The organism is Streptomyces poriferorum, assembly GCF_019399235.1.
GTDB classification, from domain to species: Bacteria; Actinomycetota; Actinomycetes; order Streptomycetales; family Streptomycetaceae; genus Streptomyces; species Streptomyces poriferorum.
On the sequence record NZ_JAELVH010000103.1, the window covers coordinates 1 to 24092 of the forward strand.

The 24092-nt window shown below is 70.7% G+C and carries 20 protein-coding genes and 2 pseudogenes; 12 read left to right on the forward strand and 10 right to left on the reverse strand.

Going from position 1 to position 24092, the window contains the following annotated elements:
- Positions 1-51: 51 nt before the first annotated feature.
- Positions 52-1695, forward strand: coding sequence for a ribosomal protection-like ABC-F family protein (gene abc-f, locus JGS39_RS18965; protein WP_219570356.1), 1644 nt, complete (start codon positions 52-54; stop codon positions 1693-1695).
- Between the two features lie 80 nt (positions 1696-1775).
- Here the strand turns inward: abc-f and JGS39_RS18970 are convergent, their stop codons facing one another.
- The 4 genes from JGS39_RS18970 to dhaK are packed head-to-tail and all read right to left on the reverse strand — an operon-like array spanning position 1776 to position 4408.
- Positions 1776-2288 carry an NUDIX hydrolase gene (locus JGS39_RS18970; protein ID WP_219570357.1) on the reverse strand — a complete coding sequence of 171 codons (513 nt, stop codon included), beginning with the start codon at positions 2286-2288 and terminating at the stop codon, positions 1776-1778.
- A gap of 51 nt (positions 2289-2339) precedes the next feature.
- Complete coding sequence (locus JGS39_RS18975; RefSeq protein WP_219570358.1) at positions 2340-2750, reverse strand: PTS-dependent dihydroxyacetone kinase phosphotransferase subunit DhaM; 411 nt, start codon at positions 2748-2750, stop codon at positions 2340-2342.
- Positions 2747-3361: a dihydroxyacetone kinase subunit DhaL gene (dhaL, locus tag JGS39_RS18980; RefSeq protein WP_219570359.1), complete on the reverse strand. Its 615-nt coding sequence runs from the start codon at positions 3359-3361 to the stop codon at positions 2747-2749. Before dhaL ends, JGS39_RS18975 begins: the two co-directional genes overlap by 4 nt.
- Before the next feature lie 54 nt (positions 3362-3415).
- Complete coding sequence (dhaK, locus tag JGS39_RS18985; RefSeq protein ID WP_219570360.1) at positions 3416-4408, reverse strand: dihydroxyacetone kinase subunit DhaK; 993 nt, start codon at positions 4406-4408, stop codon at positions 3416-3418.
- A gap of 224 nt (positions 4409-4632) precedes the next feature.
- Here dhaK and JGS39_RS18990 point away from each other — a divergent pair, with 224 nt between their 5' ends.
- Together JGS39_RS18990 and JGS39_RS18995 are read left to right on the forward strand one after the other, a co-directional pair.
- The gene (locus JGS39_RS18990) at positions 4633-5178 is read left to right on the forward strand and encodes a DUF1697 domain-containing protein (protein ID WP_219570361.1); all 546 of its coding nucleotides are present in this window, start codon (positions 4633-4635) and stop codon (positions 5176-5178) included.
- Between the two features lie 192 nt (positions 5179-5370).
- Positions 5371-5535 (forward strand): annotated as a pseudogene (locus JGS39_RS18995) (flavoprotein); the annotation flags it as partial.
- 4 nt (positions 5536-5539) lie between these two features.
- On the opposite strand, the gene JGS39_RS19000 reads toward JGS39_RS18995, so the two are convergent.
- Positions 5540-5935 carry a TOBE domain-containing protein gene (locus JGS39_RS19000; protein ID WP_219570362.1) on the reverse strand — a complete coding sequence of 132 codons (396 nt, stop codon included), beginning with the start codon at positions 5933-5935 and terminating at the stop codon, positions 5540-5542.
- A gap of 143 nt (positions 5936-6078) precedes the next feature.
- Here JGS39_RS19000 and JGS39_RS19005 point away from each other — a divergent pair, with 143 nt between their 5' ends.
- Both JGS39_RS19005 and JGS39_RS19010 read left to right on the forward strand, forming a co-directional pair.
- Complete coding sequence (locus tag JGS39_RS19005; protein WP_219570363.1) at positions 6079-7584, forward strand: MFS transporter; 1506 nt, start codon at positions 6079-6081, stop codon at positions 7582-7584.
- Between the two features lie 21 nt (positions 7585-7605).
- Positions 7606-8637 carry a glutathione S-transferase family protein gene (locus tag JGS39_RS19010; RefSeq protein WP_219570364.1) on the forward strand — a complete coding sequence of 344 codons (1032 nt, stop codon included), beginning with the start codon at positions 7606-7608 and terminating at the stop codon, positions 8635-8637.
- 6 nt (positions 8638-8643) lie between these two features.
- On the opposite strand, the gene JGS39_RS19015 is transcribed toward JGS39_RS19010, so the two are convergent.
- Positions 8644-9153, reverse strand: a complete 510-nt coding sequence (locus JGS39_RS19015) for a tetratricopeptide repeat protein (RefSeq protein ID WP_219570365.1) — start codon at positions 9151-9153, stop codon at positions 8644-8646.
- A 128-nt stretch (positions 9154-9281) separates the two neighbouring features.
- Between JGS39_RS19015 and JGS39_RS19020 the strand changes: the two genes are divergently transcribed.
- The 4 genes from JGS39_RS19020 to JGS39_RS19035 all read left to right on the forward strand — a co-directional run bounded on the left by JGS39_RS19020 (position 9282) and on the right by JGS39_RS19035 (position 15445).
- On the forward strand, positions 9282-11504 hold the full coding sequence (locus JGS39_RS19020; RefSeq protein ID WP_219570366.1) for an NADP-dependent isocitrate dehydrogenase: 2223 nt from the start codon (positions 9282-9284) through the stop codon (positions 11502-11504).
- A 336-nt stretch (positions 11505-11840) separates the two neighbouring features.
- Entirely contained in the window at positions 11841-13571 is a 1731-nt protein-coding gene (gene ctaD / locus JGS39_RS19025; protein WP_219570367.1) for an aa3-type cytochrome oxidase subunit I, read from the forward strand.
- 29 nt (positions 13572-13600) lie between these two features.
- Positions 13601-13945 carry a hypothetical protein gene (locus JGS39_RS19030; protein ID WP_219570368.1) on the forward strand — a complete coding sequence of 115 codons (345 nt, stop codon included), beginning with the start codon at positions 13601-13603 and terminating at the stop codon, positions 13943-13945.
- Positions 13946-14080: 135 nt separating this feature from the next.
- Entirely contained in the window at positions 14081-15445 is a 1365-nt protein-coding gene (locus tag JGS39_RS19035) for an NAD(P)/FAD-dependent oxidoreductase (RefSeq protein ID WP_219570369.1), read from the forward strand.
- A gap of 29 nt (positions 15446-15474) precedes the next feature.
- Here the strand turns inward: JGS39_RS19035 and rho are convergent, their stop codons facing one another.
- Positions 15475-16644: a transcription termination factor Rho gene (gene rho / locus JGS39_RS19040; RefSeq protein ID WP_372456151.1), complete on the reverse strand. Its 1170-nt coding sequence runs from the start codon at positions 16642-16644 to the stop codon at positions 15475-15477.
- A 357-nt stretch (positions 16645-17001) separates the two neighbouring features.
- Between rho and JGS39_RS19045 the strand changes: the two genes are divergently transcribed.
- Positions 17002-17883 carry a GNAT family N-acetyltransferase gene (locus JGS39_RS19045; protein WP_219570371.1) on the forward strand — a complete coding sequence of 294 codons (882 nt, stop codon included), beginning with the start codon at positions 17002-17004 and terminating at the stop codon, positions 17881-17883.
- On the opposite strand, the gene meaB is transcribed toward JGS39_RS19045, so the two are convergent.
- From meaB to JGS39_RS19060, 3 genes and pseudogenes are all read right to left on the reverse strand, one after another.
- Entirely contained in the window at positions 17880-18893 is a 1014-nt protein-coding gene (gene meaB, locus JGS39_RS19050) for a methylmalonyl Co-A mutase-associated GTPase MeaB (protein WP_219570372.1), read from the reverse strand. The genes JGS39_RS19045 and meaB overlap by 4 nt on opposite strands.
- Positions 18894-18905: 12 nt before the next feature.
- On the reverse strand, positions 18906-21107 hold the full coding sequence (scpA, locus tag JGS39_RS19055; RefSeq protein WP_219570373.1) for a methylmalonyl-CoA mutase: 2202 nt from the start codon (positions 21105-21107) through the stop codon (positions 18906-18908).
- Positions 21107-22940 (reverse strand): annotated as a pseudogene (locus JGS39_RS19060) (methylmalonyl-CoA mutase family protein). The gene scpA and the pseudogene JGS39_RS19060 overlap by 1 nt, the downstream one beginning before the upstream one ends.
- A 279-nt stretch (positions 22941-23219) precedes the next feature.
- Between JGS39_RS19060 and JGS39_RS19065 the strand changes: the two are divergent.
- Both JGS39_RS19065 and JGS39_RS19070 read left to right on the forward strand, forming a co-directional pair.
- The gene (locus JGS39_RS19065; protein WP_306068732.1) at positions 23220-23654 is read left to right on the forward strand and encodes a DUF6325 family protein; all 435 of its coding nucleotides are present in this window, start codon (positions 23220-23222) and stop codon (positions 23652-23654) included.
- A 73-nt stretch (positions 23655-23727) separates the two neighbouring features.
- On the forward strand, positions 23728-24051 hold the full coding sequence (locus JGS39_RS19070; protein ID WP_219570374.1) for an SHOCT domain-containing protein: 324 nt from the start codon (positions 23728-23730) through the stop codon (positions 24049-24051).
- Positions 24052-24092: the final 41 nt, after the last annotated feature.

Consider the following 24092-nt stretch of genomic DNA (forward strand, 5'->3'; position numbering starts at 1 on the left):
GCCGCGCCCCCTCCCGGCCGCCGAGGCACGTGACTCCAGGGAACCGCCATCATGCCCCTCCCGCACGACCGCGCCCAGCTGACCCTCAAGGACGTCTCCAAGTCCTACGGAGACCGCGCCGTCCTCGACCAGGTCTCGCTCACCGTCCGCCCCGGCGACCACGTCGGCGTCATCGGCGAGAACGGATCCGGGAAGTCCACCCTCCTGAGGCTGATCGCCGGTGCCGAGACGCCCGGCAGCGGCGAGATCACCGTCCGCTTCCACGGCGGCACCGGATACCTCTCCCAGACGCTCGACCTCGACCCCACCCGCACCGTCCAGGACGCCGTCGACGCGGCCCTCGCCGAACTGCGCGCACTGGAGCGGCGGATCCGCGCCGCCGAAACGGCACTCGCCGCCCCCGGCGGCGCCGACGACGCACAACTGGCCACATACGGAGACCTGCTGACGGAGTACGAGGAGCGCGACGGATACCGGGCCGACGCCCGGACCGAGGCCGCACTGCACGGCCTCGGACTCGGGCACCTCACCCGGGAGCGCACGCTCGGCAGCCTCTCCGGAGGCGAACAGTCCAGGCTCGCGCTCGCCTGCGTCCTGGCGTCCGGCCCCGAACTGCTGCTCCTCGACGAACCGACCAACCACCTCGACCTCCGGGCCGTCACCTGGCTGGAGGACCAGCTGCGCGCCCACCGCGGCACCCTCGTCGTGATCACCCACGACCGCGCGTTCCTGGAACGGACCACCACCGTCATCGTCGAGGTCGACCGGGATCTGCGCAGCGTCGTCCGGTACGGCGACGGCTGGGACGGTTACCGCACGGCGAGGGCCGCCGCCCGCCGCCGCTGGGCGCGGGACCACCAGGAGTGGGTGGACGAACTGGCCCGTACCGAAGAACTCGTGAACGCGGCGGGACAGCGGCTCGCCGCCGCCGGCAAAGATCCGGGGGAGGGCTGGGGCAAGCACCGCCGCTCGCACGAGGCGAAGCTGTCCGGTCAGGTCAGAGCGGCCAGAGCGCGGCTGGAGGGGCTGCGCAGGGAGCCCGTACCGGCACCGCCCCAGCCGCTGCGGTTCTCCGCCGGACTGACTCCGGCCTCCGGCGGAGACGGGCACCCAGGGCCACTGGTCGAGCTCGCTTCCGTGGCGGTGGGCGACCGGCTCCACGTGCCCGCGCTGCGGGTGGACAGCGGGCAGCGTCTGCTCGTCACCGGGCCCAACGGGGCCGGAAAGTCGACTCTGCTCAGGGTCCTCGCAGGTGACCTCGCCCCCGGCACGGGGACGGTGCGCCGCCGGGCCCGGATCGGCTACCTCCCTCAGGAACTCCCCGCCCGGCCGACCCGCCGCACCCTGCTGGCGACGTTCGCGGCAGGGCGGCCCGGTCAGGCGGACGAGTACACCGACATGCTCCTCGACCTCGGACTCTTCCGCGCGGAGGACCTGACCGTCCCGGTGGCAGCGCTCTCCGTCGGACAGCAGCGCAGGCTGGCGCTGGCCCGGCTGGTCACCCGGCCCGCCGACCTGCTGGTGCTGGACGAACCGACCAACCACATCACCCTGGCCCTGGTCGAGGAGTTGGAGGCGGCGCTGGCGGCGTACGCGGGAGCCGTCGTGGTCGTCTCGCACGACCGCAGCTTCCGGAGCCGCTTCACGGGCGAACGGCTGGAGCTCCACGCCGGCCGGCCCGTCGCCCGCCCCTGACACGGCCACGCCGGGCCCGTCGCCCGCCCCTGACCGGGCAACGCACGACGACGGGGCGGGTGCGGCTTTTCGGGCCCCGTTCAGGCCCCGTCGTCGGGCGCGGAGGGGCCTGAGCCGCCCGACAGATGGTCCCGCAGCCGGTCCACGAAGATCCGCTGCCCCTTCACCAGCCGCTCGGCCGCCGTCTCGGGCGTACACCAGGCGAACCGGTCGATCTCAGGGAACTCCCGCTGCACACCGGAACCCCGGGGCCACTCCATCGTGAACGTTCCCGGGACCGCCGCCGCCGGATCGAGGTCGCCCTCCATGGCCCACACCGTCACGGTCTTGCCACCGGCCTGCCGCGACTCACCCAGCGACAGCCACGCGCCGTCCGGCACCGGATGCCCGAACTCCTCCTCGAACTCCCGCCGGGCCGCCGCCTCCGCTCCCTCATCCGGGCCGTACTCGCCCTTGGGCACCGACCAGGCCGCACTCTCCCGGCGCGCCCAGAACGGCCCACCCATGTGACCGATGAGGATCTCGAAGCCGGTGCCGCGGTGGCGGAACAGGAGGAGACCGGCACTGCGCCTGGCAGGATCGCGGGGTGTCATGCCGTCAAGTGTGGGCACGGCGGCCGGTGAACACCCGGACGACAGGCCGTCCTAGACCTTGCGGTAGCCGTACGCCTCCGAGGCCGCGGCCGCCACCGCGTCCAGGTCGCCGCCGGCCGACGCCGTGACCACAGCGGCCACCGCCCCCTCCACGAACGGCGCGTCCACCAGGCGTGCCCCGTCCGGGAGCTCGTCGCCCTCGGCCACCATCGCCTTCACCGTCAGCACGGCACTGCCCAGATCGACGAGGACCGCGACACCCGCACCACCGTCCACGGATCTGGCCGCCTCCGCGATGAGCTCCGCACTGGTCCCGAGCCCACCCGCGGGTGTGCCGCCCGCCGCGGCGACCGGCGCCGTGGCACCGCCGGCCGCGAGCCCCTTCGCAAGGTCGGCGACCGCCTCTGCCACCGGGCCGCTGTGCGACACCAGGACGATCCCGACCTGCTTGTCCGCGCTCATGCGTCGCCTCCCGCCGCGGCGGCCGTCTCCGCGAGCGCTGCGATCAGCAGCGCGGCCGATGTGGCCCCCGGATCCTGATGCCCGATACTCCGCTCACCCAGGTAACTGGCCCGGCCCTTGCGCGCCTGCAGGGGGACGGTCGCCAGCGCACCTGCCCGCGCCGCGTCCGCTCCCGCTTCGAACGACGTCGCGAGCGCCTCGACGGCCGGCAGCAGCGCGTCGAGCATCGTCTTGTCACCGGCCTGCGCCCCGCCCAGCTGGGCCACCGCCGCCACGCCCTCTCCGAGCGCGCGCGCCAGTTCCCCGGCGGTGACGGCGGGCGCGTCACCCAGTGCCTTTCCCGTACGCCGCAGCAACGTCCCGTACAGGGGGCCCGACGCGCCACCGACGGTCGAGATCAACTGCCGCCCGGCCAGCACCAGTACGGCGCCCGGGGTCTGCGGCGGCTCCTTGTCCAGTGCGGCCGAGACCGCGGTGAACCCGCGCTGCAGATTGCTGCCGTGGTCGGCGTCCCCGATCGCGGAGTCGAGCTCGGTCAGACGGGCCGCCTCACGGTCGACCGAGGCAGCGGTCGTGGACATCCAGCGGTGGAAGAATCGGGCGTCGAGCACATGCGCTCCTCGGTGCGTCGGATGAATCGGCATCCCCGCGAGGGGGCGGGCGGGTCAGCGGCCCCAGCGCAGTGCGGGTGTCTGCACCGGCGCGTCCCAGAGCCGTACCAGTTCCTCGTCGACCTGGCAGAGCGTCACCGAACAGCCCGCCATGTCGAGCGAGGTCACATAGTTCCCCACGAGGGTACGGGCCACCACCACGCCGCGCTCGGAGAGCACCCGCTGCACCTCGGCGTTGAATCCGTACAGCTCCAGCAGGGGTGTCGCGCCCATTCCGTTGACGAGCGCGATGACCGGGCCCCGCGGCCGCAGGTCCTCCAGCACCGCGTCGACCGCGAAGTCGGCGATCTCCCGCGAGGTCATCATCGGGCGCCGCTCCCGCCCCGGCTCGCCGTGGATGCCCACCCCGAGTTCGAGTTCGCCGGGCGGGAGATCGAAAGTGGGGGAGCCCTTGGCGGGCGTGGTGACCGAGGTCAGCGCCACGCCGAAACTCCGCGACGCCTCGTTGACCTGCCGCGCGAGGGCCGCCACCCGGTCCAGTGGCGCGCCCTCCTCCGCCGCGGCCCCGGCGATCTTCTCGACGAACAGGGTCGCTCCGGTGCCCCGGCGCCCGGCCGTGAAGAGGCTGTCGGTCACCGCCACATCGTCGTTGACGAGTACCTGGGCGACCTGCACGCCTTCCTCGTCGGCGAGTTCGGCGGCCATCTCGAAGTTGAGCACGTCGCCGGTGTAGTTCTTCACGACGAACAGCACACCCGCGCCGCTGTCGACGGCGGCGGCGGCCCGCACCATCTGATCCGGCACGGGTGAGGTGAACACCTCGCCCGGGCAGGCGGCCGAGAGCATGCCGGGGCCGACGAACCCGGCATGGAGCGGTTCATGACCGGACCCGCCACCGGAGACCAGGGCGACCTTTCCGGCCACGGGCGCGTCGCGGCGTACGACGACACGGTTCTCGACGTCCACGGTCAGTTCGGGATGAGCGGCGGCCATGCCGCGCAGCCCGTCGGCGACCACGGTTTCAGGGACGTTGATCAGCATGCGCAACGGAATCTCCCAGGAAGGATGTCGACGCTGGACCACCACCGTAGGACGCCGGAGGCCCCGTGCGAAGAACCGCGCCTCCCCGCTCCTGCGAGAGATCCGCCGAAGAGTCCGCGCCGCAGCGCGCGGACCTGCCGCCCCGCTGTCGAACGGCGCGCGGGCTACGCTGTCGGGCGCGGCCGTGGTTCCTCCTCCGGCGGACATCTCCTTGCGGACAGGTGATCTGATTGCTGTACATCGCGTTCCTGCGCGGCATGAACGTGCCGGGCCGCTCGGTGAAGATGGAGTATCTGCGCGGTCTGTTCACGGAGATGGGGTTCGACTCCGTACGCAGCTACATCCAGAGCGGAAACGTCTTCTTCGAGTCGGACGAGACGGACCGGGCCGTGCTCGGTGCCCGTGTCCGTGAGCGGCTGACCGAGGAACTCGGCTACGAGGTCGCGGTCTGTCTGCGTACGGTGCCGGAACTGGAGGCGCTGATCGCGCTCGACCCGTTCAAGAAGGTCACGGTCACCGACGATCTGCGCTGCTGCGTTGTCTTCACGACCGAGCGGATCGATCCGGAGCTTGCTCTGCCGATGCTCTCTCCGAAGAAGGACATGGAGATCATCGGCATCAGCGGGTACGACGCCTTCGTCGTCTGGTACCTGATCAACGGCAAGGCGCCCGCCGCGAAGGGGTTCCAGGAGCGTGTCCTGGGCCATGACGCGACGACGCGCTTCTTCCACACCGTGGTGAAGATCCTCGCCGCGGCCAAGAAGGGCGCGGCCTGACGGACGGGCCGTCAGGCCCTGCCGTCCGGGGCGCGCCCGGCGATCGGACCCTCGACGAGCGCCCCTGATCTCGTCGCGGACGATGCGCACGGCCCCGGCTCCCCGGCCGCCAGGTCGTCCGGTTCCCGGTCGAGGTAGCACTTGCCGGAGAAGACGGGGCAGGTGTGGCCGCAGCACATGGTGACGCACACATCCGACCGCGTCGAACTCACCCTCCCCGGGACCGGGGTGTGCGGCGGCGCCGGCCTCTTCGGCGAACCCGCCGCGGGGCAGGCCGACGACGGTGGCTGCTGTGCCGCTCCCGCGCCGGCTCTGATTCAGATCGCCGGTCCCACCGCAACGGAGGAGCGGGGGTGACGGGTCAGGTGCGGTCGATGTGCACGCTGGTCGACTTCACGCGGGCGGTCGCCGTCATGCCGACCTCCAGCCCGAGCTCCTCGACGGCTTCCCGGGTCAGCAGCGACACGAGCCGGTGCGGACCCGCCTGGATCTCCACCTGTGCCGCCACGTCCCCGAGCTTGACCGCGGTGACGATGCCCGGGAAGGCGTTGCGGGCGGAGGTGTAGGAGACCTCCTCCTCGCCCGTGCCGTTCTGTGCGACCTCCACGGAGAACGCGGCCAGGTCGCGGCCGTCGATGAGGCGGCGGCCGCCCTCCTCGCGATGGGTGGCGACGCGGCCGGCATCCGCCCAGCGCCGCGCGGTGTCCGGGCTGACGCCCAGCAGGCGGGCGGCCTGCCCGATGGTGTAGGTCTGCATATGCCGCATCTTAGAAGGAAGAAACTTGCAAATGCAAGCAATATGTGCAGAAGTCTTGGTGGATGCGAGTCCCGTACCTCGCCAGTGGGCCGGGTGGCTCTGCCGGGGTGAGGAATCGGCGCGTGCGGCCTAGGGTGCGAGCCATGGCAGAGAGCGAGGGGTACCGGGATTCTGCGGGCCGGGATGCGGGTTCCGCCGCCGGACCGGACACCCCCGACCCCCGGCGGTGGCGGGCGCTCGCGGTCTGCCTGGTCGCGGGCTTCATGACCCTTCTGGACGTGTCCATCGTCAATGTGGCCCTGCCCTCCATCCGGGAGGGGCTGCACACCCCCGAGTCCGATCTGCAGTGGGTGCTCTCGGGATACGCGCTCGCCTTCGGCCTCTTCCTGATTCCCGCCGGGCGCCTGGGGGACGCCCGTGGGCGACGCGAGGTCTTCATGGCGGGGCTCGTGCTCTTCACCCTGTCGTCCGCGGCCTGCGGAGCAGCCCAGTCCAGCACCTGGCTGGTGATCGCCCGACTGGTCCAGGGACTGTCGGGCGGTCTCCTCTCGCCGCAGATCTCCGCCCTCATCCAGCAGATGTTCTCCGGGCGGGAACGCGGGAGGGCCTTCGGCATGTTCGGCACCGTGGTCGGCATCTCCACCGCCGTCGGCCCGCTGCTGGGCGGACTGCTCATCCAGGCGGCCGGGGCCGAGGAGGGCTGGCGCTGGGTCTTCTACGTCAACCTGCCGCTCGGGTTCGTCTGCCTCCTGCTGGCTCGGCGGCTCCTGCCGGACACGCCTTCCGCCGGCCCGGTACGGCTGCGGGACCTCGATCCCCTCGGGATCCTGCTGCTGGGCGCGGGGGTGCTGGCTCTGCTGCTGCCGTTCGTTCAGGCCCATCAGTGGCCGGGCAACGGGAAGTGGCTGCTCCTGGCGGTCGCCGCCGTTCTGCTCGCCGCGTTCGTCGGCTGGGAGTCCCGGTGCGGGCGCCGCGGTACCCAGCCGGTCGTCGACCTCAGGCTCTTCCGGGTCCGCTCCTACTGGCTGGGCTGCCTGCTGATCCTGCTGTACTTCGCCGGCTTCACCTCGATCTTCTTCATCACCACGCTCTACCTGCAGAGCGGCCTGCACTACACCGCCCTGCAGGCGGGCCTGGCGATCACCCCGTTCGCCCTCGGGTCCGCCGTCGCCGCGAGCCCGGGAGGCAGACTTGTGGGGCGGTACGGACGCCCTCTCGTCGTCCTGGGCATGGCCACCGTCGCGGTGGGACTGGCCGCCACCGCCCTCGCCGTCCACCTGGTGCCCGGCAGAGGCGCGGGATGGGCGATGGCCGCCCCGCTGCTCCTGGCCGGACTGGGCAGCGGTCTGGTCATCGCACCCAACCAGACCCTGACCCTGTCGCAGGTGCCGGTCGCCACGGCAGGAAGCGCCGGCGGCACCCTGCAGACCGGCCAGCGCGTCGGCTCCGCGATCGGGATCGCCGCCGTGGGCTCGGTGTTCTTCGCCCAGGTGGGCTCAGCGGCCTGGTCCACCGCCTACGACCACGGGCTCATCGTCTCCGTCGCCTTCGTGCTCGCCGGACTCGTCGTGGCGCTGGCCGATGTGGGCGGGGCCCGGCGGGGAAGAGACCGTACACGGCAGTCCGCACCCTCACCGGCGGACCGCTGAGCCGACCACGAAGGAGACGCGATGAACGACCCCGACGGCGCGGCGCAGGACGGCAACCGTTCGTACGGACACAAGCCCTTCAAGCGGTCCCGCAGCCATTTCGCCGACCGCATCACCGCCGACGGGTGCGACGGCTGGCCAGTCGTGGCGGACCGCTACCGCCTCGTCGTCAGCCGCGCCTGCCCGTGGGCGAGCCGCGCCCTGGTCTCCCGCAGGCTGCTGGGCCTGGAGAGCGCCCTCTCGCTCGCCGTCGCGGACCCGCTGCAGGACGACCGCAGCTGGCGTTTCACGCTGGACCCGGACGGCCGGGACCCGGTGCTCGGCATCCGCTATCTCAGCGAGGCGTACGACGCGAGGGAGCGCGGTTACCCCGGCGGCGTCAGCGTCCCCGCGATCGTCGACGTCCCCAGCGGCAGGCTCGTCACCAACGACTACCAGCAGATCACCCTGGATCTGGCCACCGAGTGGACCGCCCTGCACCGCCCCGGAGCACCCGACCTCTACCCGGAGCCGTTGCGCGAGGAGATCGACGAGGTGATGGAAGGGATCTACCGCGACATCAACAACGGCGTGTACCGGGCCGGGTTCGCCGACGGCCAGGGCACGTACGAGAGCGCCTACGAGGCACTCTTCCGCCGCCTGGACCAGGTGTCGCAGCGGCTGGCGGACCGGCGCTACCTCGTCGGCGACACGATCACCGAGGCCGATATCCGCCTCTTCACCACACTGGTGCGCTTCGACGCCGTCTACCACGGTCACTTCAAGTGCAACCGCTCGAAACTGGCCGAGGATCCGGTCCTGTGGGCCTACCTCCGGGACCTCTACCAGACCCCCGGATTCGGGGACACCGTCGACTTCCACCACATCAAGCAGCACTACTACCGGGTCCACACCGGCATCAACCCCACCGGCATCGTGCCCGCCGGGCCCGACCTGTCCGGGTTCCTGACGCCGCACCATCGTGAGCAGCTCGGCGGCAGGCCGTTCGGTGACGGCACCCCTCCCGGTCCGGTACCCGCAGGCGAACGGGTGCCCCCGCGGCACCGGCCTTGAGCGGCCCTACTCCGTTTCGTCCAGGCGATCGGCGTAGTACTCGATCGCCGGACGGTACGCCTGCACCTGCGGATCCCTGCTGGTGGCGGCCGACACGAGGAGCAGTGTCCGCACGGCTTCGCGGGACTCGCCCAGGTTGTACAGCGTCATGGCCAGGAACGTCCGCAGGGCGGCATCCTGCGCGAACTCGCTCAGCCCCCGGCCGAGCACCTCGCGTGCCTCCGCGTAGCGGCCCAGTACCCGCAGTGTGCTGCCGAGTCCGAGGAAGGCGCCGTGGCGGTCCTGCGCCGCGAGCCCCCTGCCGTTCAGTGCGCGCTCGTAGTACGGCACGGCCTGAGCCTCGAACCCGAGGGAATCGTGCGACCAGGCGGTCTGATAGGCGATGGCGGCATCGTGGGGATGGCGCGCCGCCAGGCTCACCAGCTCCTCGTGCGCCCGGGGAGTCTTCTCCTCGCGCAGGCGCAGCGCCTGTGCCAGGGGTGCGTCCACCGCTTCGTACTCGCTGTCGGTGTTCATGCTGTCGCACGCTGCCAGGCCGACGGGCGCACCGCAAAATCGTATGGGGGCAGGGCCCTGTCGAGTCGGCGGCGATCACGAGATATCTTGATGTCAAGCAATGTTGCAGACGTGGAGCGGAGCACAGGGTGACTGACTCGACCATCATCTATACACACACCGACGAGGCCCCGGCCCTGGCGACGTATTCGTTCCTGCCCGTGGTCGAGGCCTATGCCTCGAAGGCCGGGGTCACCGTGGAGAGCCGTGACATCTCCCTGGCGGGCCGGATCATCGCCAGTTTCCCCGACCACCTCCAGGAGAACCAGCGCATCGACGACGCTCTCGCCGAGCTCGGCGCGCTGGCCACGACTCCCGGTGCGAACATCATCAAGCTGCCGAACGTCTCGGCCTCGATCCCGCAGCTGAAGGCCGCGATCGCCGAGCTGCAGGGGCAGGGCTACGCGCTTCCGGACTACCCGGACGACCCGCGGAGCGACGAGGACAAGGACGTCCGCGCCCGCTACGACAAGATCAAGGGCAGCGCGGTCAACCCCGTCCTGCGTGAGGGCAACTCCGACCGCCGTGCCCCCGCGTCGGTCAAGAACTACGCCAAGACCCACCCGCACCGCATGGGCGCCTGGACCGCCGACTCGAAGACGAACGTCGCCACCATGGGCGTCGACGACTTCCGGTCCACCGAGAAGTCCGCCGTGATCGCCGAGCCCGGCACGCTGCGCATCGAGCTCGTGGGCGACGACGGCACCACCACGGTGCTGCGCGAGTCCGTACCGGTGCTCGCCGGCGAGGTCGTGGACGCGGCCGTCATGCGCGTCGCGGCGCTGCGTGAGTTCTTCACCGCTCAGATCGCCCGGGCCAAGTCCGAGGACGTGCTGTTCTCCGTCCACCTCAAGGCCACGATGATGAAGGTCTCCGACCCGATCATCTTCGGTCACGTGGTCCGCGCCTTCTTCCCGAACACCTTCGCCAAGTACGGCGACGTCCTCGCCGCCGCCGGCCTCACCCCGAACGACGGCCTCGGCGGGATCCTCAAGGGTCTCGACTCGGTGCCCCACATCGGCGCCGAGATCAAGGCTTCCTTCGAGGCCGAGCTCGCCGAGGGCCCCGCCCTGGCCATGGTCGACTCCGACAAGGGCATCACCAACCTGCACGTCCCCAGCGACGTCATCGTCGACGCCTCCATGCCGGCCATGATCCGCACCTCCGGTCACATGTGGGGCCCGGACGGCCAGGAGGCCGACACCATCGCCGTCCTGCCGGACAGCAGCTACGCGGGTGTCTACCAGGTCGTCATCGACGACTGCCGCGCGCACGGCGCCTTCGACCCGTCGACCATGGGCTCGGTGCCCAACGTCGGTCTGATGGCGCAGAAGGCCGAGGAGTACGGCAGCCACGACAAGACCTTCGAGATCCCCGCCACGGGCACCGTGCGGGTCCTCGACGCCGCCGGCAACGCCGTGCTGGAGCAGACCGTGGGCGCCGGTGACATCTTCCGGATGTGCCAGACCAAGGACCTGCCGATCCAGGACTGGGTCAAGCTCGCCGTCACCCGCGCCCGCGCGACCGGCAACCCGGCCGTGTTCTGGCTCGACGAGGACCGCGCCCACGACGCGCAGCTCATCGCCAAGGTCAAGACCTACCTGGCCGACCACGACACCGACGGTCTCCAGATCGAGATCCTGACCCCGGAGAAGGCCACCGCCTTCTCGCTGGAGCGCATCCGCCGCGGCGAGGACACCATCTCGGTGACCGGCAACGTGCTGCGTGACTACCTCACCGACCTGTTCCCGATCCTGGAACTCGGCACCAGCGCGAAGATGCTCTCAGTCGTGCCGCTGATGAACGGTGGCGGTCTGTTCGAGACGGGCGCCGGCGGCTCCGCGCCCAAGCACGTCCAGCAGCTCGTCAAGGAGGACTACCTGCGCTGGGACAGCCTGGGCGAGTTCCTCGCCCTCGCGGTCAGCTTCGAGCACCTCGCGCAGACCACGGACAACGCGCGCGCCCAGGTTCTGGCCGACACGCTGGACCGGGCGACCGCCACGTTCCTGAACGAGGACAAGTCGCCCAGCCGCAAGCTCGGTGGCATCGACAACCGCGGCAGCCACTTCTACCTCGCCCTGTACTGGGCGCAGGAGCTGGCGAAGCAGAGCACCGACGCGGACCTCGCGACGGCGTTCGCCCCGCTCGCCAAGACGCTGGCCGAGCAGGAGCAGACCATCGTCGGCGAGCTGATCGCGGTCCAGGGCAAGCCGGTCGACATCGGCGGCTACTACCAGCCCGACCCGGCCAAGGCCGCGGCCGTCATGCGCCCGTCGGTCACGTTCAACCAGGCGATCGCGAGCCTCGTCTGAGGTGACAGGGGCGCAAGGACCAGGGGGCCCGCACCACTGCCCCGTCCCTACGCCCGGTGACTGCTGCTCCGCCCCGGCCGACCTTCCGTCGAGCCGGGGCGGAGCTGTTTGCGGTGACGTCCCCGCGCGGCCCGGCCGGCGGCGGACCGGGGGACGCCCTGACGAGTGAAAGTGCCGCCGTGGCGGGCGCCGGGCGGCCCTCGGAAGGCCCGTGGCTGGTTTGCTGCAACCGGAAACGCGCGCGACGCGCGGGGAGGGCCGTTCGGCCGACTCGCCGGAGCGGCGCCACGCCGGGTGCGCGGTCCACCCGCGGATGACAACCGAAGGAGCGTCCCTGTGACGACGACGGGCACAGCAGAGCCGACGGAAGAAGAGGAGTCGTACGCCAACGAGCTTCCGGTGCACAGCAAGGAGCCGGGAAACGTCGTCATCAAGTGGCTGACCACCACCGACCACAAGACGATCGGTTCGCTGTACCTGGTCACCTCGTTCGCGTTCTTCATCGTCGGCGGCCTGCTCGCGCTCGTCATGCGCGCCGAGCTGGCCCGTCCCGGCACCCAGCTCGTGTCGAACGAGCAGTTCAACCAGGCGTTCACCATCCACGGCACGATCATGCTGCTGATGTTCGCGACGCCACTGTTCGCCGGATTCACCAACTGGATCATGCCGCTGCAGATCGGCGCCCCCGACGTGGCGTTCCCCCGGCTGAACATGTTCGCGTACTGGCTCTACCTCTTCGGCTCCCTCATCGTGGTGGCCGGCTTCCTCACCCCGAACGGTGCGGCCGACTTCGGCTGGTTCGCCTACTCCCCGCTGACGGACGCCATCCGCTCGCCCGGAATCGGCGGCGACATGTGGATCATGGGGCTGGCCTTCTCCGGCTTCGGCACGATCCTCGGCTCGGTCAACTTCATCACCACGATCATCTGCATGCGCGCGCCCGGCATGACGATGTTCCGCATGCCGATCTTCGTCTGGAACGTCCTGCTGACCGGTGTACTGGTCCTGCTGGCCTTCCCGGTGCTCGCCGCCGCGCTCCTGGCGCTGGAGGCGGACCGGAAGTTCGGCGCCCACGTCTTCGACGCGACGAACGGCGGCGCGCTGCTCTGGCAGCACCTCTTCTGGTTCTTCGGCCACCCGGAGGTGTACATCATCGCGCTCCCGTTCTTCGGGATCGTCACTGAGATCATCCCCGTCTTCAGCCGGAAACCGATCTTCGGTTACATCGGCCTCGTGGCCGCGACGATCTCCATCGCCGGCCTCTCCGTGACCGTGTGGGCGCACCACATGTACGTCACCGGAGGCGTGCTCCTGCCGTTCTTCTCCTTCATGACGTTCCTCATCGCGGTGCCCACCGGGGTGAAGTTCTTCAACTGGATCGGCACGATGTGGAAGGGCTCGCTGTCCTTCGAGACACCGATGCTCTGGTCCATGGGCTTCCTCGTCACCTTCCTCTTCGGTGGTCTGACCGGCGTCATCCTGGCCTCGCCACCGATGGACTTCCACGTCTCGGACTCGTACTTCGTGGTCGCGCACTTCCACTACGTCGTCTTCGGCACCGTGGTGTTCGCGATGTTCGCCGGATTCCACTTCTGGTGGCCGAAGTTCACCGGCAAGATGCTGGACGAGCGGCTCGGCAAGATCACCTTCTGGACACTGTTCGTCGGGTTCCACGGCACGTTCCTGGTCCAGCACTGGCTCGGCGCCGAGGGCATGCCCCGCCGTTACGCCGACTACCTCGCCAGTGACGGTTTCACCGCGCTCAACACCATCTCGACGATCTCCTCGTTCCTCCTCGGCCTGTCGATGCTGCCGTTCCTCTACAACGTGTGGAAGACCGCCAAGTACGGCAAGAAGATCGAGGTCGACGACCCGTGGGGCTACGGCCGTTCGCTGGAGTGGGCGACCTCCTGCCCGCCACCGCGGCACAACTTCGTCACGCTGCCCCGGATCCGTTCCGAATCGCCGGCGTTCGACCTGCACCACCCGGCCGTGCGTGAGCTCGACGACGCCGCCAACCGCCAGGACCGCTCCGCGACGGTGGCACCCGGGGACAAGCAGGCGTGAGCAGGGCCGCCGGCGGAGAGGAGAAGCGCATGGGTCCCGACCGTGACGACGACACCGCCCGCGGACTGGCCCAGATGGAGGGCTATCTGCTGTGGAACGCCGAGGTCGAGGAGGCCCGCCGGCGCGCCCGCCGCTTCACGGACGAACTTCCGTGGCTGACGACGGCCCAGCGCGAGGACGTGGAACGGGTCTACACGGCGGACCGGGCCGCCGCCTCGCGGGCGATGCTCGTACGTGTGTCGGTCCGCGCAGCCGGGCTGCGAGACGAGTACAGCGAGCGGTATCGCAGGCTCAGGGCGCGCTGCGTCGCCGCCGCGGTGGTGGCGAGTACGGCGGGAGGCGCCTGTACCGCCTGGACGTACCTGGGCAGATGATCCGGGCCGGGGTCGTCCGTTCTGCCCGCCCAGGAGGCGGTCTCGCGCCCGTCTCGTAAAGATGAGAGGTGACGGGCGCGTGTGACGGGGCAGGCGAACGGACGACCCTGCAGACCCCGAGAAGGGACGAACACTGTGGCACGACCCAGGATTCTCGTTGTCGGAGCCGGATTCGCCGGGGTCGAGTGCGTACGCCGTCTGGAGCGCGGGCTCCGCCCGGGCGAGGCGGACATCGTGCTCGTCGCGCCGTTCTCGTACCAGCTCTACCTGCCCCTGTTGCCGCAGGTCGCCTCCGGCGTCCTCACCCCGCAGTCGGTGGCGGTGTCACTGCGACGGAGCAGCCGGCACCGCACCCGCATCATTCCCGGCGGGGCCGTCGGAGTGGACCCCAAGGCGAAGGTCTGCGTCATCCGCAAGATCACCGACGAGATCGTCTATGAGCCGTACGACTACATCGTGCTCAGCCCGGGCAGCGTCACCCGCACCTTCGACATTCCCGGACTGCTCGACAACGCCCGCGGCATGAAGACGCTGGCCGAGGCGGCGTACGTACGTGACCACGTGATCGCCCAGCTCGACCTCGCGGACGCCAGCAGCGACGAGGAGGAGCGGGCCTCCCGGCTGCAGTTCGTGGTGGTCGGCGGCGGATACGCGGGAACCGAGACGGCGGCCTGCCTCCAGCGCCTCACCAGCAACGCGGTGCGGCACTACCCCCGGCTCGACCCGAAACTGATCAAGTGGCATCTGATCGACATCGCCCCGAAGCTGATGCCCGAACTGGGCGACAAGCTGGGCGAGAGCGCGCTGAAGGTGCTGCGGGAACGCGGCATCGAGGTGTCGCTCGGCGTCTCGATCGCCGAGGCGGGCGCCGACAAGGTGACGTTCACCGACGGCCGGGTGCTGCCCTGCCGCACGCTGATCTGGACGGCCGGTGTCACCGCGAGCCCGCTGGTCACCACGTTCGACGCGGAGACGGTGCGCGGGAGGCTGGCGGTGACCCCCGAGATGAACCTGCCCGGCTACGACGGCATGTTCGCCCTCGGGGATGTGGCGGCGGTGCCGGACCTCGTCAAGGGCGACGGCGCGGTCTGCCCGCCCACCGCCCAGCACGCGATGCGTCAGGGCCGCAGGCTCGCCGACAACCTGCTCGCGACGCTCCGGCACCAGCCGCTGCGCCCGTACGTCCACAAGGACCTCGGACTCGTCGTGGACCTCGGCGGCAAGGACGCCGTGTCCAAGCCGCTCGGCATCGAGATGCACGGCATCACGGCCCAGGCGGTGGCCCGTGGCTACCACTGGTCGGCGCTGCGGACCAATGTGGCGAAGGCCCGCGTCATGGCCAACTGGCTGATCAACGCGGCGGCGGGCGACGACTTCGTCCGTACCGGATTCCAGTCCCGCAAGCCCGCGACCCTGCGGGACTTCGAGTACACGGACAGCTATCTCACCCCGGACCAGGTCCGCGAGCACACCGCCTCGCTGAACGCCCGGATGAAGTGAGCTGGAGCCGGATCCGGGGCCGGGGTCCGTCAGGCCGACGGCACGGTGGTGCGGATCAGGCGCAGGAACGCGGCGTTGTCCGCGGTTTTCCGGATCCGGTCCAGCAGTGTCTCCAGTGACGTCTGGGCGTCCCTGGAGTGCAGGGCCCGGCGCAGTCCTCGTACGGCGGCCAACTCCTCTTCCGGTACGAGGAGTTCGTCGCGGCGGGTGCCCGAGGCGGCGATGTTCACCGCCGGGTGGATCCGCTGCTCGGCGAGTGAGCGGTCGAGCCGCAGCTCCATGTTGCCGGTGCCCTTCAGCTCCTCGAAGAAGTACTCGTCCGCCCGGGAGCCGGTCTCGACGAGAGCCGTGGCCAGAATGGTCAGCGAGCCGGCCTCCTCGGTCAGGCGTGCGGCGCCGAAGAGGCGTTTGGGGCCGGTCAGCGCCGCGGCGTCCACACCGCCGCTGAGGGTGCGTCCGCCGTTGCCCGCGGCGTTGTTGTGGGCCCGGCAGAGCCGGGTGAGCGAGTCCAGCAGGATGACGACGTCGCGGCCCTGCTCGACGAGCCGCTTGGCGCGTTCGAGGGCGAGATCCGCGAGGGCGATGTGTTCCTTGGCGGGCCGGTCGAAGGTGGAGGCGTAGACCTCGCCGCGAACCGAGCGGCGCATGTCGGTGACCTCCTCGGGGCGTTCGTCGAGGAGCACCACCATCAGATGGGACTCGGGATGGTTCTCGGCGACGGCGGCCGCGATCTGCTGGAGGAGGACCGTCTTGCCGGTCCTGGGCGGTGCGACGATCAGCCCGCGCTGTCCCTTGCCGATCGGGGCGACCAGATCGACGATGCGCGTCGAGGGACCCCCGGACGGTGTTTCCAGGCGCAGTCGCTGCCGGGGGTGGAGCGGGGTGAGGTCACGGAAGTGGGGGCGGCCGCTCAGCACCTGCGGGGCGAGCCCGTTGACGCGGGCGACGGCGCTCAGGGCGCCGCGCCGCTCGCAGAGACCCTCGACGGCGTCGCCCTTGCGCAGGCCGTACCGGCGGATGAGGGAAGAGGGCACCTGTACGTCCCCGGGGGCCGGGTGGCCGCCGGGGGAGCGCAGGGAGCCGTGCCCCTGTTGCGTGAGGTCGAGGATGCCGGCGGCGGCCGTGGGGGCCGCGGGCCGGGCGGTGGATACGGGGTTTTCGAGTGTGGTGGTCATGCGGGGTGGTCCTTTCGCGGACATGCGAATGAAGGGGCCCGGCAGAGACAGGGGCGGAGAGATCACGTCCCGGACGACGGGCAGGAAAGACCGGTGGGAAAGAGCCCGAACCGGACTGGAGAAGCAATGCGATGAAGCTGGATCGCCGGCCGGAAAGGACGGGCGCATCAGCGTGGTGAAGGTGAAACGGTACCGGAGCCTGAAAGAGAGGCGTACACATGTACCGATTGCAATGTAGCACGGCCGCAGGGCTCCGGAGGCCGATGTGATGCGGCCGGGGTTTCTCATCGGGGTCGTTACCCCGTTACCCCGTTGCGGCAGGGGAGCGGGGGGTGGTTTGGTACTCCGGGCCCCTTTCTCCCTCCCGACTGCGGAGTCACCTTGCCGATACACCTCACCGCCCTGACCGATCCCGACCGCGACGCGGGCGGCTACCGCCTGGTCTGGCTGGCGTCCGACGAAGGGGGAGCGCCCGTCGGATCGGCCTTCCTCCGGGTCTTCACCCGGGAGGGCCAGGACCACCTCGCCGAACTGGAACTCCACGTGCACCCCGCGGAACGCCGCAAGGGCACCGGATCCCAGCTGCTCGAGGCGGCGGTCCGGGGAGCCAGGGAGCACGGCCGGCGCTCCGTCGTCGCGCAGACCGAGGCCGGCACCCCGGGAGACCTGTTCCTGCAGGCCAGGGGGGTGCGCAGGGTCCTCGCCCTCACCTACGCCCGGCTGGCGCTGGGCAAGGTGGACAACGCGGCCCTGACCACCATCACCCGGGAACCGCATCCGGGCTACCGGCTGGAGTCCTGGGACGGCATCGTCCCGGAACCGCTGGCGCACACGTTCGCCGCGTCCCGCCGCGCCATGGACGACATGCCCATGGACGACACCGACTACGGCACCGTGACCTGGGACGTCGACCGGGTCAGGGCCGTCGCGCGGGCCGTCACGGACCGCGGCGACCACATTCACACGGTGGCCGCCGTCGACGAGGCCGACGGGTCGGTCGCGGGCTTCACCGAACTCGTCGTGCCGGGTGACGGACAGGGCGACGGGCAGCACTACGGCACGGGCGTCCTGCCCGAGCACCGGGGCCACGGCCTCGCCCGGTGGATGAAGGCCGCGGCCATCCTCGGGGCCCGTGAGCGCCACCCGGACCTGGGCGGCCTGCTCGCGGACACGGCCGACAGCAACACGTACATGCGGCGCATCAACGACGCGTTCGGATACGAGCCGACACACCGTTCGTACGAGTACCAGCTCGACCTCTAGAGAGCTTCGCGCCCGGTCGCCGGACCCGGTCCCCGGAACACCTCCAGGATCTGTTCGGCGGCCAGCGTGGCAGGCAACGAGCCCTCCCGTACGCGCAGTTCGAGTTCCGGCGCGCGTGCCCGCACCCCGGGATGGCTGCGCAGGCTCTCCAGGAGTTCGTCCCGCACCATCGTCCAGGTCCAGTCGACCTGCTGCTCACTCCGCTTGGCCGCGAGGCGGCCCGTCGACTCGAGCAGCGTCCGGTGCTGTTCCAGCCGCTCCCACAGGGTGTCCAGACCGCTGGACTCCCTGGCGCTGCAGGTCAGTACCGGCGGGGTCCACGCCGCGTCCACCGGGTGCATCAGGCGCAGCGCGCCCGCCAGTTCACGCGCCGCAGAGCGGGCATCACGCTCGTGCGGACCGTCGGCCTTGTTCACCGCGATGGCGTCCGCCAGCTCCAGCACACCCTTCTTGATGCCCTGGAGCTGGTCACCGGTGCGGGCCAGCGTCAGCAGCAGGAACGTGTCGACCATGTTGGCGACGGCGGTCTCCGACTGGCCGACGCCGACCGTCTCCACGAGCACGACGTCGTAACCCGCCGCCTCCATCACCACGATGGACTCGCGGGTCGCCTTCGCCACTCCGCCGAGTGTGCCGGCGGTGGGGGAGGGGCGGACGAAGGCTGCCGGGTCCACCGCGAGCCGCTCCATCCGGGTCTTGTCGCCCAGGATGGAGCCGCCGGTGCGGCTGGAGGACGGGTCCACGGCGAGCACCGCGACCCGGTGTCCGAGCCCGGTGAGCATCGTGCCGAGCGCGTCGATGAACGTGGACTTGCCGACGCCGGGCACCCCGCTGATGCCGATGCGCCGGGCGTTGCCCGAGTGCGGCAGGAGTTCGCGCAGCAACTGCTGGGCCAGTGCCCGGTGGTCGGGGCGGGTGGACTCGACCAGGGTGATGGCGCGGGCGATGTGCGCCCGCCTCCCGTCGAGTACGCCCTTCACATAGCTGTCGAGATCGATCTTCGGGGCCATCGGTTCAGCGGCTCACAGCTCGTGGCCGAGTGAGGTGCCCAGGCGCGTGACCAGGTCGTGGGCCGCGTCCGGGATCACCGTCCCGGGCGGGAACACGGCTGCGGCACCCGCTTCGTGCAGGGCGTCGATGTCCTGGGGCGGAATGACTCCGCCCACCACGATCATGATGTCCTCGCGGCCCTCGGCCGCGAGCTCCTCACGCAGCGCCGGTACGAGCGTGAGGTGGCCGGCGGCCAGGGAGGAGACGCCCACGATGTGCACGTCCGCCTCGACCGCCTGCCGGGCGACCTCGCCCGGCGTCTGGAACAGCGGGCCGACGTCCACGTCGAAGCCCAGGTCGGCGAAGGCGGTCGCGATGACCTTCTGGCCCCGGTCGTGCCCGTCCTGGCCCATCTTGGCGACCAGGATGCGCGGCCGGCGTCCCTCCGCCTCCTCGAACGCGTCGACCAGCGCGCGGGTACGGTCCACGGACGGCGACTCCCCTGCCTCGTTGCGGTACACACCGGAGATCGTACGGATCTGGCCCGCGTGCCGGCCGTACACCTTCTCCAACGCGTCCGAGATCTCGCCGACGGTCGCCATCGCGCGTGCCGCGTCGACCGCCAGGGCGAGCAGGTTGCCCTCCAGGCCGGGGCCCGGGTCGCGGCCGGCCGCGGCCGTGAGGGCGTGCAGGGCGTCCTGGCAGGCCTGTTCGTCGCGCTCCTCGCGCAGCCGGCGCAGCTTCTCCAGCTGCTGGGTGCGGACGGAGGAGTTGTCGACCTTGAGGACGTCGATCTTCTCGTCGGTCTCGACGCGGTACTTGTTGACGCCGATGACGGGCTGGCGTCCGGAGTCGATGCGGGCCTGGGTGCGGGCGGCGGCTTCCTCGATGCGGAGCTTGGGGATGCCGGCGTCGATGGCCTTGGCCATACCGCCCGCCGCCTCGACCTCCTCGATGTGCTGCCAGGCCCGCCGCGCCAGGTCGTAGGTCAGCTTCTCCACGTACGCGCTGCCGCCCCACGGGTCGATGACCCGTCCCGTGCCGGACTCCTGCTGGAGCAGCAGCTGGGTGTTGCGGGCGATGCGGGCCGAGAAGTCGGTGGGCAGCGCGAGGGCTTCGTCCAGGGCGTTGGTGTGCAGGGACTGGGTGTGGCCCTGGGTCGCGGCCATCGCCTCCACGCAGGTGCGGGTGACGTTGTTGAACACGTCCTGCGCGGTCAGCGACCACCCCGAGGTCTGCGAATGGGTGCGCAGGGAGAGGGACTTGGCGTTCTTGGGTTCGAACTCCTTGACGAGCTTGGCCCACAGCAGCCGGGCCGCCCGGAGCTTGGCGACCTCCATGAAGAAGTTCATGCCGATCGCCCAGAAGAACGACAGCCGCGGTGCGAACGCGTCGACGTCCAGGCCCGCGTCGCGTCCGGCGCGCAGGTACTCCACCCCGTCGGCCAGGGTGTAGGCCAGCTCCAGGTCGGCGGTGGCCCCGGCCTCCTGGATGTGGTAGCCGGAGATGGAGATCGAGTTGTAGCGCGGCATCTTCTGCGAGGTGTACGAGAAGATGTCGGAGATGATCCGCATCGAGGGCTTGGGCGGATAGATGTAGGTGTTGCGGACCATGAACTCCTTCAGAATGTCGTTCTGAATGGTCCCGGCCAGCTTCTCGGGCGCGACGCCCTGTTCCTCGGCGGCCACGATGTACAGCGCCAGTACGGGCAGCACCGCGCCGTTCATCGTCATCGACACGGACATCCTGTCCAGCGGGATGCCGTCGAACAGCTGACGCATGTCGTAGATCGAGTCGATCGCGACACCGGCCATGCCGACGTCACCGGTCACCCGCGGGTGGTCGCTGTCGTAGCCGCGGTGGGTCGGCAGGTCGAACGCGACCGACAGGCCCTTCTGGCCGGCCGCCAGGTTGCGGCGGTAGAAGGCGTTCGACTCCTCCGCGGTGGAGAAACCCGCGTACTGCCGGATCGTCCAGGGCTGGTTCACGTACATCGTCGGATACGGGCCCCGCAGATACGGCGCCACTCCCGGATACGTACCCAGGAAGTCGATGCCCTCCAGGTCCTCCCCGGTGTACAACGGCTTGACCGCGATGCCCTCCGGGGTCTCCCACAGCAGGTCGCCGTCGGAGCTCCCGGAGGACTCCTTGACCGCGGCGCGCCACTGGTCCTCGGTCACCTCGGCGCCGCCGCCCGGCCCGAGCTCGATGTCGGAGAAATCGGGGATCCGCATTACGCCACACCCATACGGTCGAGAACGGAAGAGAGCACGGCAACCACGTCACATCCGGCGAAGACGTACTCGTCGACGCCCTGGTACGCGCCGGGCCGTCCCGCCAGGTACACATGCTGCGCACCGGCCGCGACGAGCGCCTCCGCGACCTCGCCGGCCTGCTCGGCGTAGAGCGCGTCACTGGAACACAGACACACCACGTCCGTTCCCGCGGCGGCAAGGGCCGCCGCTGCCGACGAGGCGTCCACCCGGACCGGCTCGTGGACCGGTTCGATGCCGCCCGCCTGGAACAGGTTCGCGGCGAACGAGGCGCGCGCGGTGTGTGCCGAGGCGGGGCCGAGCGCGGCGAGGAAGACCCGCGGCCGGGCGCCGGTCGCCGCCAGATGGGCGTCCGAACGGGCGCGCAGCGCCTCGAAGGCCTCATCACGGCGGACCACCGGGAGGCCGCCACCCCCGGTTGCGGCCGGCGGCACCGGCTCGCGCTCCACGGTGCGTTCCGCGAGCTGCGGGAACTCGCTCACGCCGGTGATCGGTTCCTTGCGCCGCGCCAGGTCCTTGCTGCGGGCGGCCCAGGTGGCCGCGATCCGGTCCGCCACCATGCCCGAGCCGAGCGCCGCGGCCTGACCGCCGGCCCGCTCGATCTCCTGGAAGAAGGCCCAGGCGGCGTCCGCGAGTTCGTCCGTCAGCCGTTCCACGTACCAGGAACCGCCCGCCGGGTCGATGACCCGGGCCAGATGGGACTCCTCCAGCAGGATCGTCGACGTGTTGCGGGCGATACGCCGGGCGAACGCGTCCGGCAGGCCCAGCGCGTGATCGAAGGGCAGCACGGTCCCGGAGACAGGCCAGCGTGGTCCGCAGCATGTTCACCCACGGATCGCGCCGCGTCATCATCACCGGCGACGTCACCGCGTGCTGGCGCTGCGCCCCGGCCTCCGGCGCCCCGCAGACCTCGGCGACCCGCGCCCACAGCCGGCGCGCGGCCCGCAGCTTGGCGATCGTCAGGAACTGGTCGGCGGTGGCCGCGTACCGGAACTCCAGCTGGGCACAGGCCTCGTCGACCCCGAGCCCCGCGTCGGTCAGTGCGCGCAGATAGGCGACGCCCGTGGCCAGCGAACTGCCCAGCTCCTGCGCGGCCGAGCCGCCGGCCTCGTGGTACGGCAGCGCGTCCACGGTCAGCGCCCGCAGCCCGGGATACCCGGCCGCGCAGTGCTTCGCCCAGCGTGCGGCGGACGTCAGGTCCGCCTCGTCGCCGCTGCGGGCGGCCTGCCCGAGGGGGTCGGCCCCGAGGTTGCCGCGTACCGCGTCCGCCGGGACGCCGCGATCCTGGTGGAGCCGGAACAACTCCGTTGCTGCGGCGTCGAGTTCGTCCCCGGCATCGAGGACGAGCGGTGCCAGATCGAGGTGGACGCCGTCCAGCGCGCGCGCCAGAGCGGAGACCGGCACGCCGCCGGCGCCCCCGACGGTCAGCCACAACGAGGTGGCGCCGTTCTCCAGATCCCCGAGCACGGCCTCGTTGAGCCGTACGGGATCCGTCGACGCATGCCGCTGCCGTACGCCCCAGCCGCCCGCCGTACTTCCCTGCGGTGTGCTGCCGCGGGTGAAGGGGGCGAAGCCCGGGAGACCGGCATCGGGCGCGTCGTCGCGCGAGGTGTAGAGGGGGCGCGTGATGAGCCCGTCCTCCACCGTGGTGGACAGTGCTTCCTCGGCGGCCGAACCCGAAACGTCCTTGCCCGACTTGCGCAGCACACCTTCGACGAGGCTCTGCCACTGCTCGTGGGCGGGATCAGGGAATTCGGCGGCCAACGAAAGCCCGTCAGCAGGCTGGACCGTCATGCCCAGATGCTAGGACAGGTCCCGGACAGTCAGCAGAGGCTCGGCCTGTGACCTTGCCCTCTCTCCGAACGCACTTGATCCTTCACGTACGGTCGCGTAAGGCGGCGGCTGCCTTCGCCGAATGGCCGCTTCCCGCAGCCCGGAGGATCCCGGAGGACGCCGGTTGCCGGCGGCCGTGGCCGGTGCGCATCCACCGGCCGGTGGTGATTTGCCGCAGTGCGGCAACAAATGTCCGAAGTTATGCTGCTGGCAATTCATCCTTCCGGAGAGGACACGCCCGTGGCTGTGGGACCTGTGGAGTACCTCGTCGTCGCCTTCCCCGGCAGTCGCTTCACCGGTGCCATCGCGCCGGCGCTCGCGGAAGCGGTGGCGTCGAAGGCGGTACGCATCATCGACCTGACCTTCGTGTACCGGGCCGAGGACGGTGCGATCGAGATCATCGAACTGGATGACCTCGATCCGGACGACCTCGTTTCCTTCGAGCCGGTCGAGGGTGAGGTCGGCGGCATGCTGAACAGCGACGACATCCGGACCCTGGGCGAGAGCGTGCCGCCGGGCAGTTCCGCGGCGCTGATCGTGTGGGAGGACCTCTGGGCGCTGCCCCTCACCGAGGCGGTCCGCGCGTCGGGCGGGCAACTCGTGGCCCATGAGCGGATTCCCGCAGACGTGGCGGAGGCCGCGGTGTCAGCCGCCGCGTCCGCGTCCGCACGCTGACGAACGCACCGCAACGCACCGCACGCACCGCACCGGAAAGGCGTACGACATGCCGATCTTTCGAGGACCTGGAATGAACCGTCGCGGACCCGGTCTGCTCGGCGCGGCGGCGCGCACGGCCGTCGTCGCGGGAACCGCCTCGGCGGTCAGCGGCCGCGTCCAGCGGCGTCAGCAGGCGAGGTTCGCCGAGGACGACTCCGAGCAGATGGCCGAGGAGCAGATGCGTCAGCAGATGCAGATGCAGGCCGCCCAGCAACAGACCGCCCAGCAACAGGCCGCCCCGGCGCCCGCCGACGATCTCATCGGCCAACTGGAGCGACTGGCGGAGCTGAAGAAGCAAGGCATCCTGACCGATGCCGAGTTCGAGGCCCAGAAGGCAAGACTCCTGGCGGAGTGAGGCCCGTCGGGCCGGCCACTGCGGCCCGACGGGCCTCACTC

Coding starts and splice junctions, on each gene's coding strand:
- meaB (WP_219570372.1), bottom strand. CDS start 18,893: ATGGCCCCGAAGATCGATCTCGACAGCTATGTGAAGGGCGTACTCGAC.
- JGS39_RS19070 (WP_219570374.1), top strand. CDS start 23,728: ATGAACCGTCGCGGACCCGGTCTGCTCGGCGCGGCGGCGCGCACGGCC.
- JGS39_RS18970 (WP_219570357.1), bottom strand. CDS start 2,288: ATGACACCCCGCGATCCTGCCAGGCGCAGTGCCGGTCTCCTCCTGTTC.
- JGS39_RS19000 (WP_219570362.1), bottom strand. CDS start 5,935: ATGCAGACCTACACCATCGGGCAGGCCGCCCGCCTGCTGGGCGTCAGC.
- JGS39_RS19030 (WP_219570368.1), top strand. CDS start 13,601: ATGGGTCCCGACCGTGACGACGACACCGCCCGCGGACTGGCCCAGATG.
- JGS39_RS19010 (WP_219570364.1), top strand. CDS start 7,606: ATGAACGACCCCGACGGCGCGGCGCAGGACGGCAACCGTTCGTACGGA.
- JGS39_RS18975 (WP_219570358.1), bottom strand. CDS start 2,750: ATGAGCGCGGACAAGCAGGTCGGGATCGTCCTGGTGTCGCACAGCGGC.
- rho (WP_372456151.1), bottom strand. CDS start 16,644: ATGTCCGCGAAAGGACCACCCCGCATGACCACCACACTCGAAAACCCC.
- abc-f (WP_219570356.1), top strand. CDS start 52: ATGCCCCTCCCGCACGACCGCGCCCAGCTGACCCTCAAGGACGTCTCC.
- JGS39_RS19015 (WP_219570365.1), bottom strand. CDS start 9,153: ATGAACACCGACAGCGAGTACGAAGCGGTGGACGCACCCCTGGCACAG.
- JGS39_RS19005 (WP_219570363.1), top strand. CDS start 6,079: ATGGCAGAGAGCGAGGGGTACCGGGATTCTGCGGGCCGGGATGCGGGT.
- scpA (WP_219570373.1), bottom strand. CDS start 21,107: ATGCGGATCCCCGATTTCTCCGACATCGAGCTCGGGCCGGGCGGCGGC.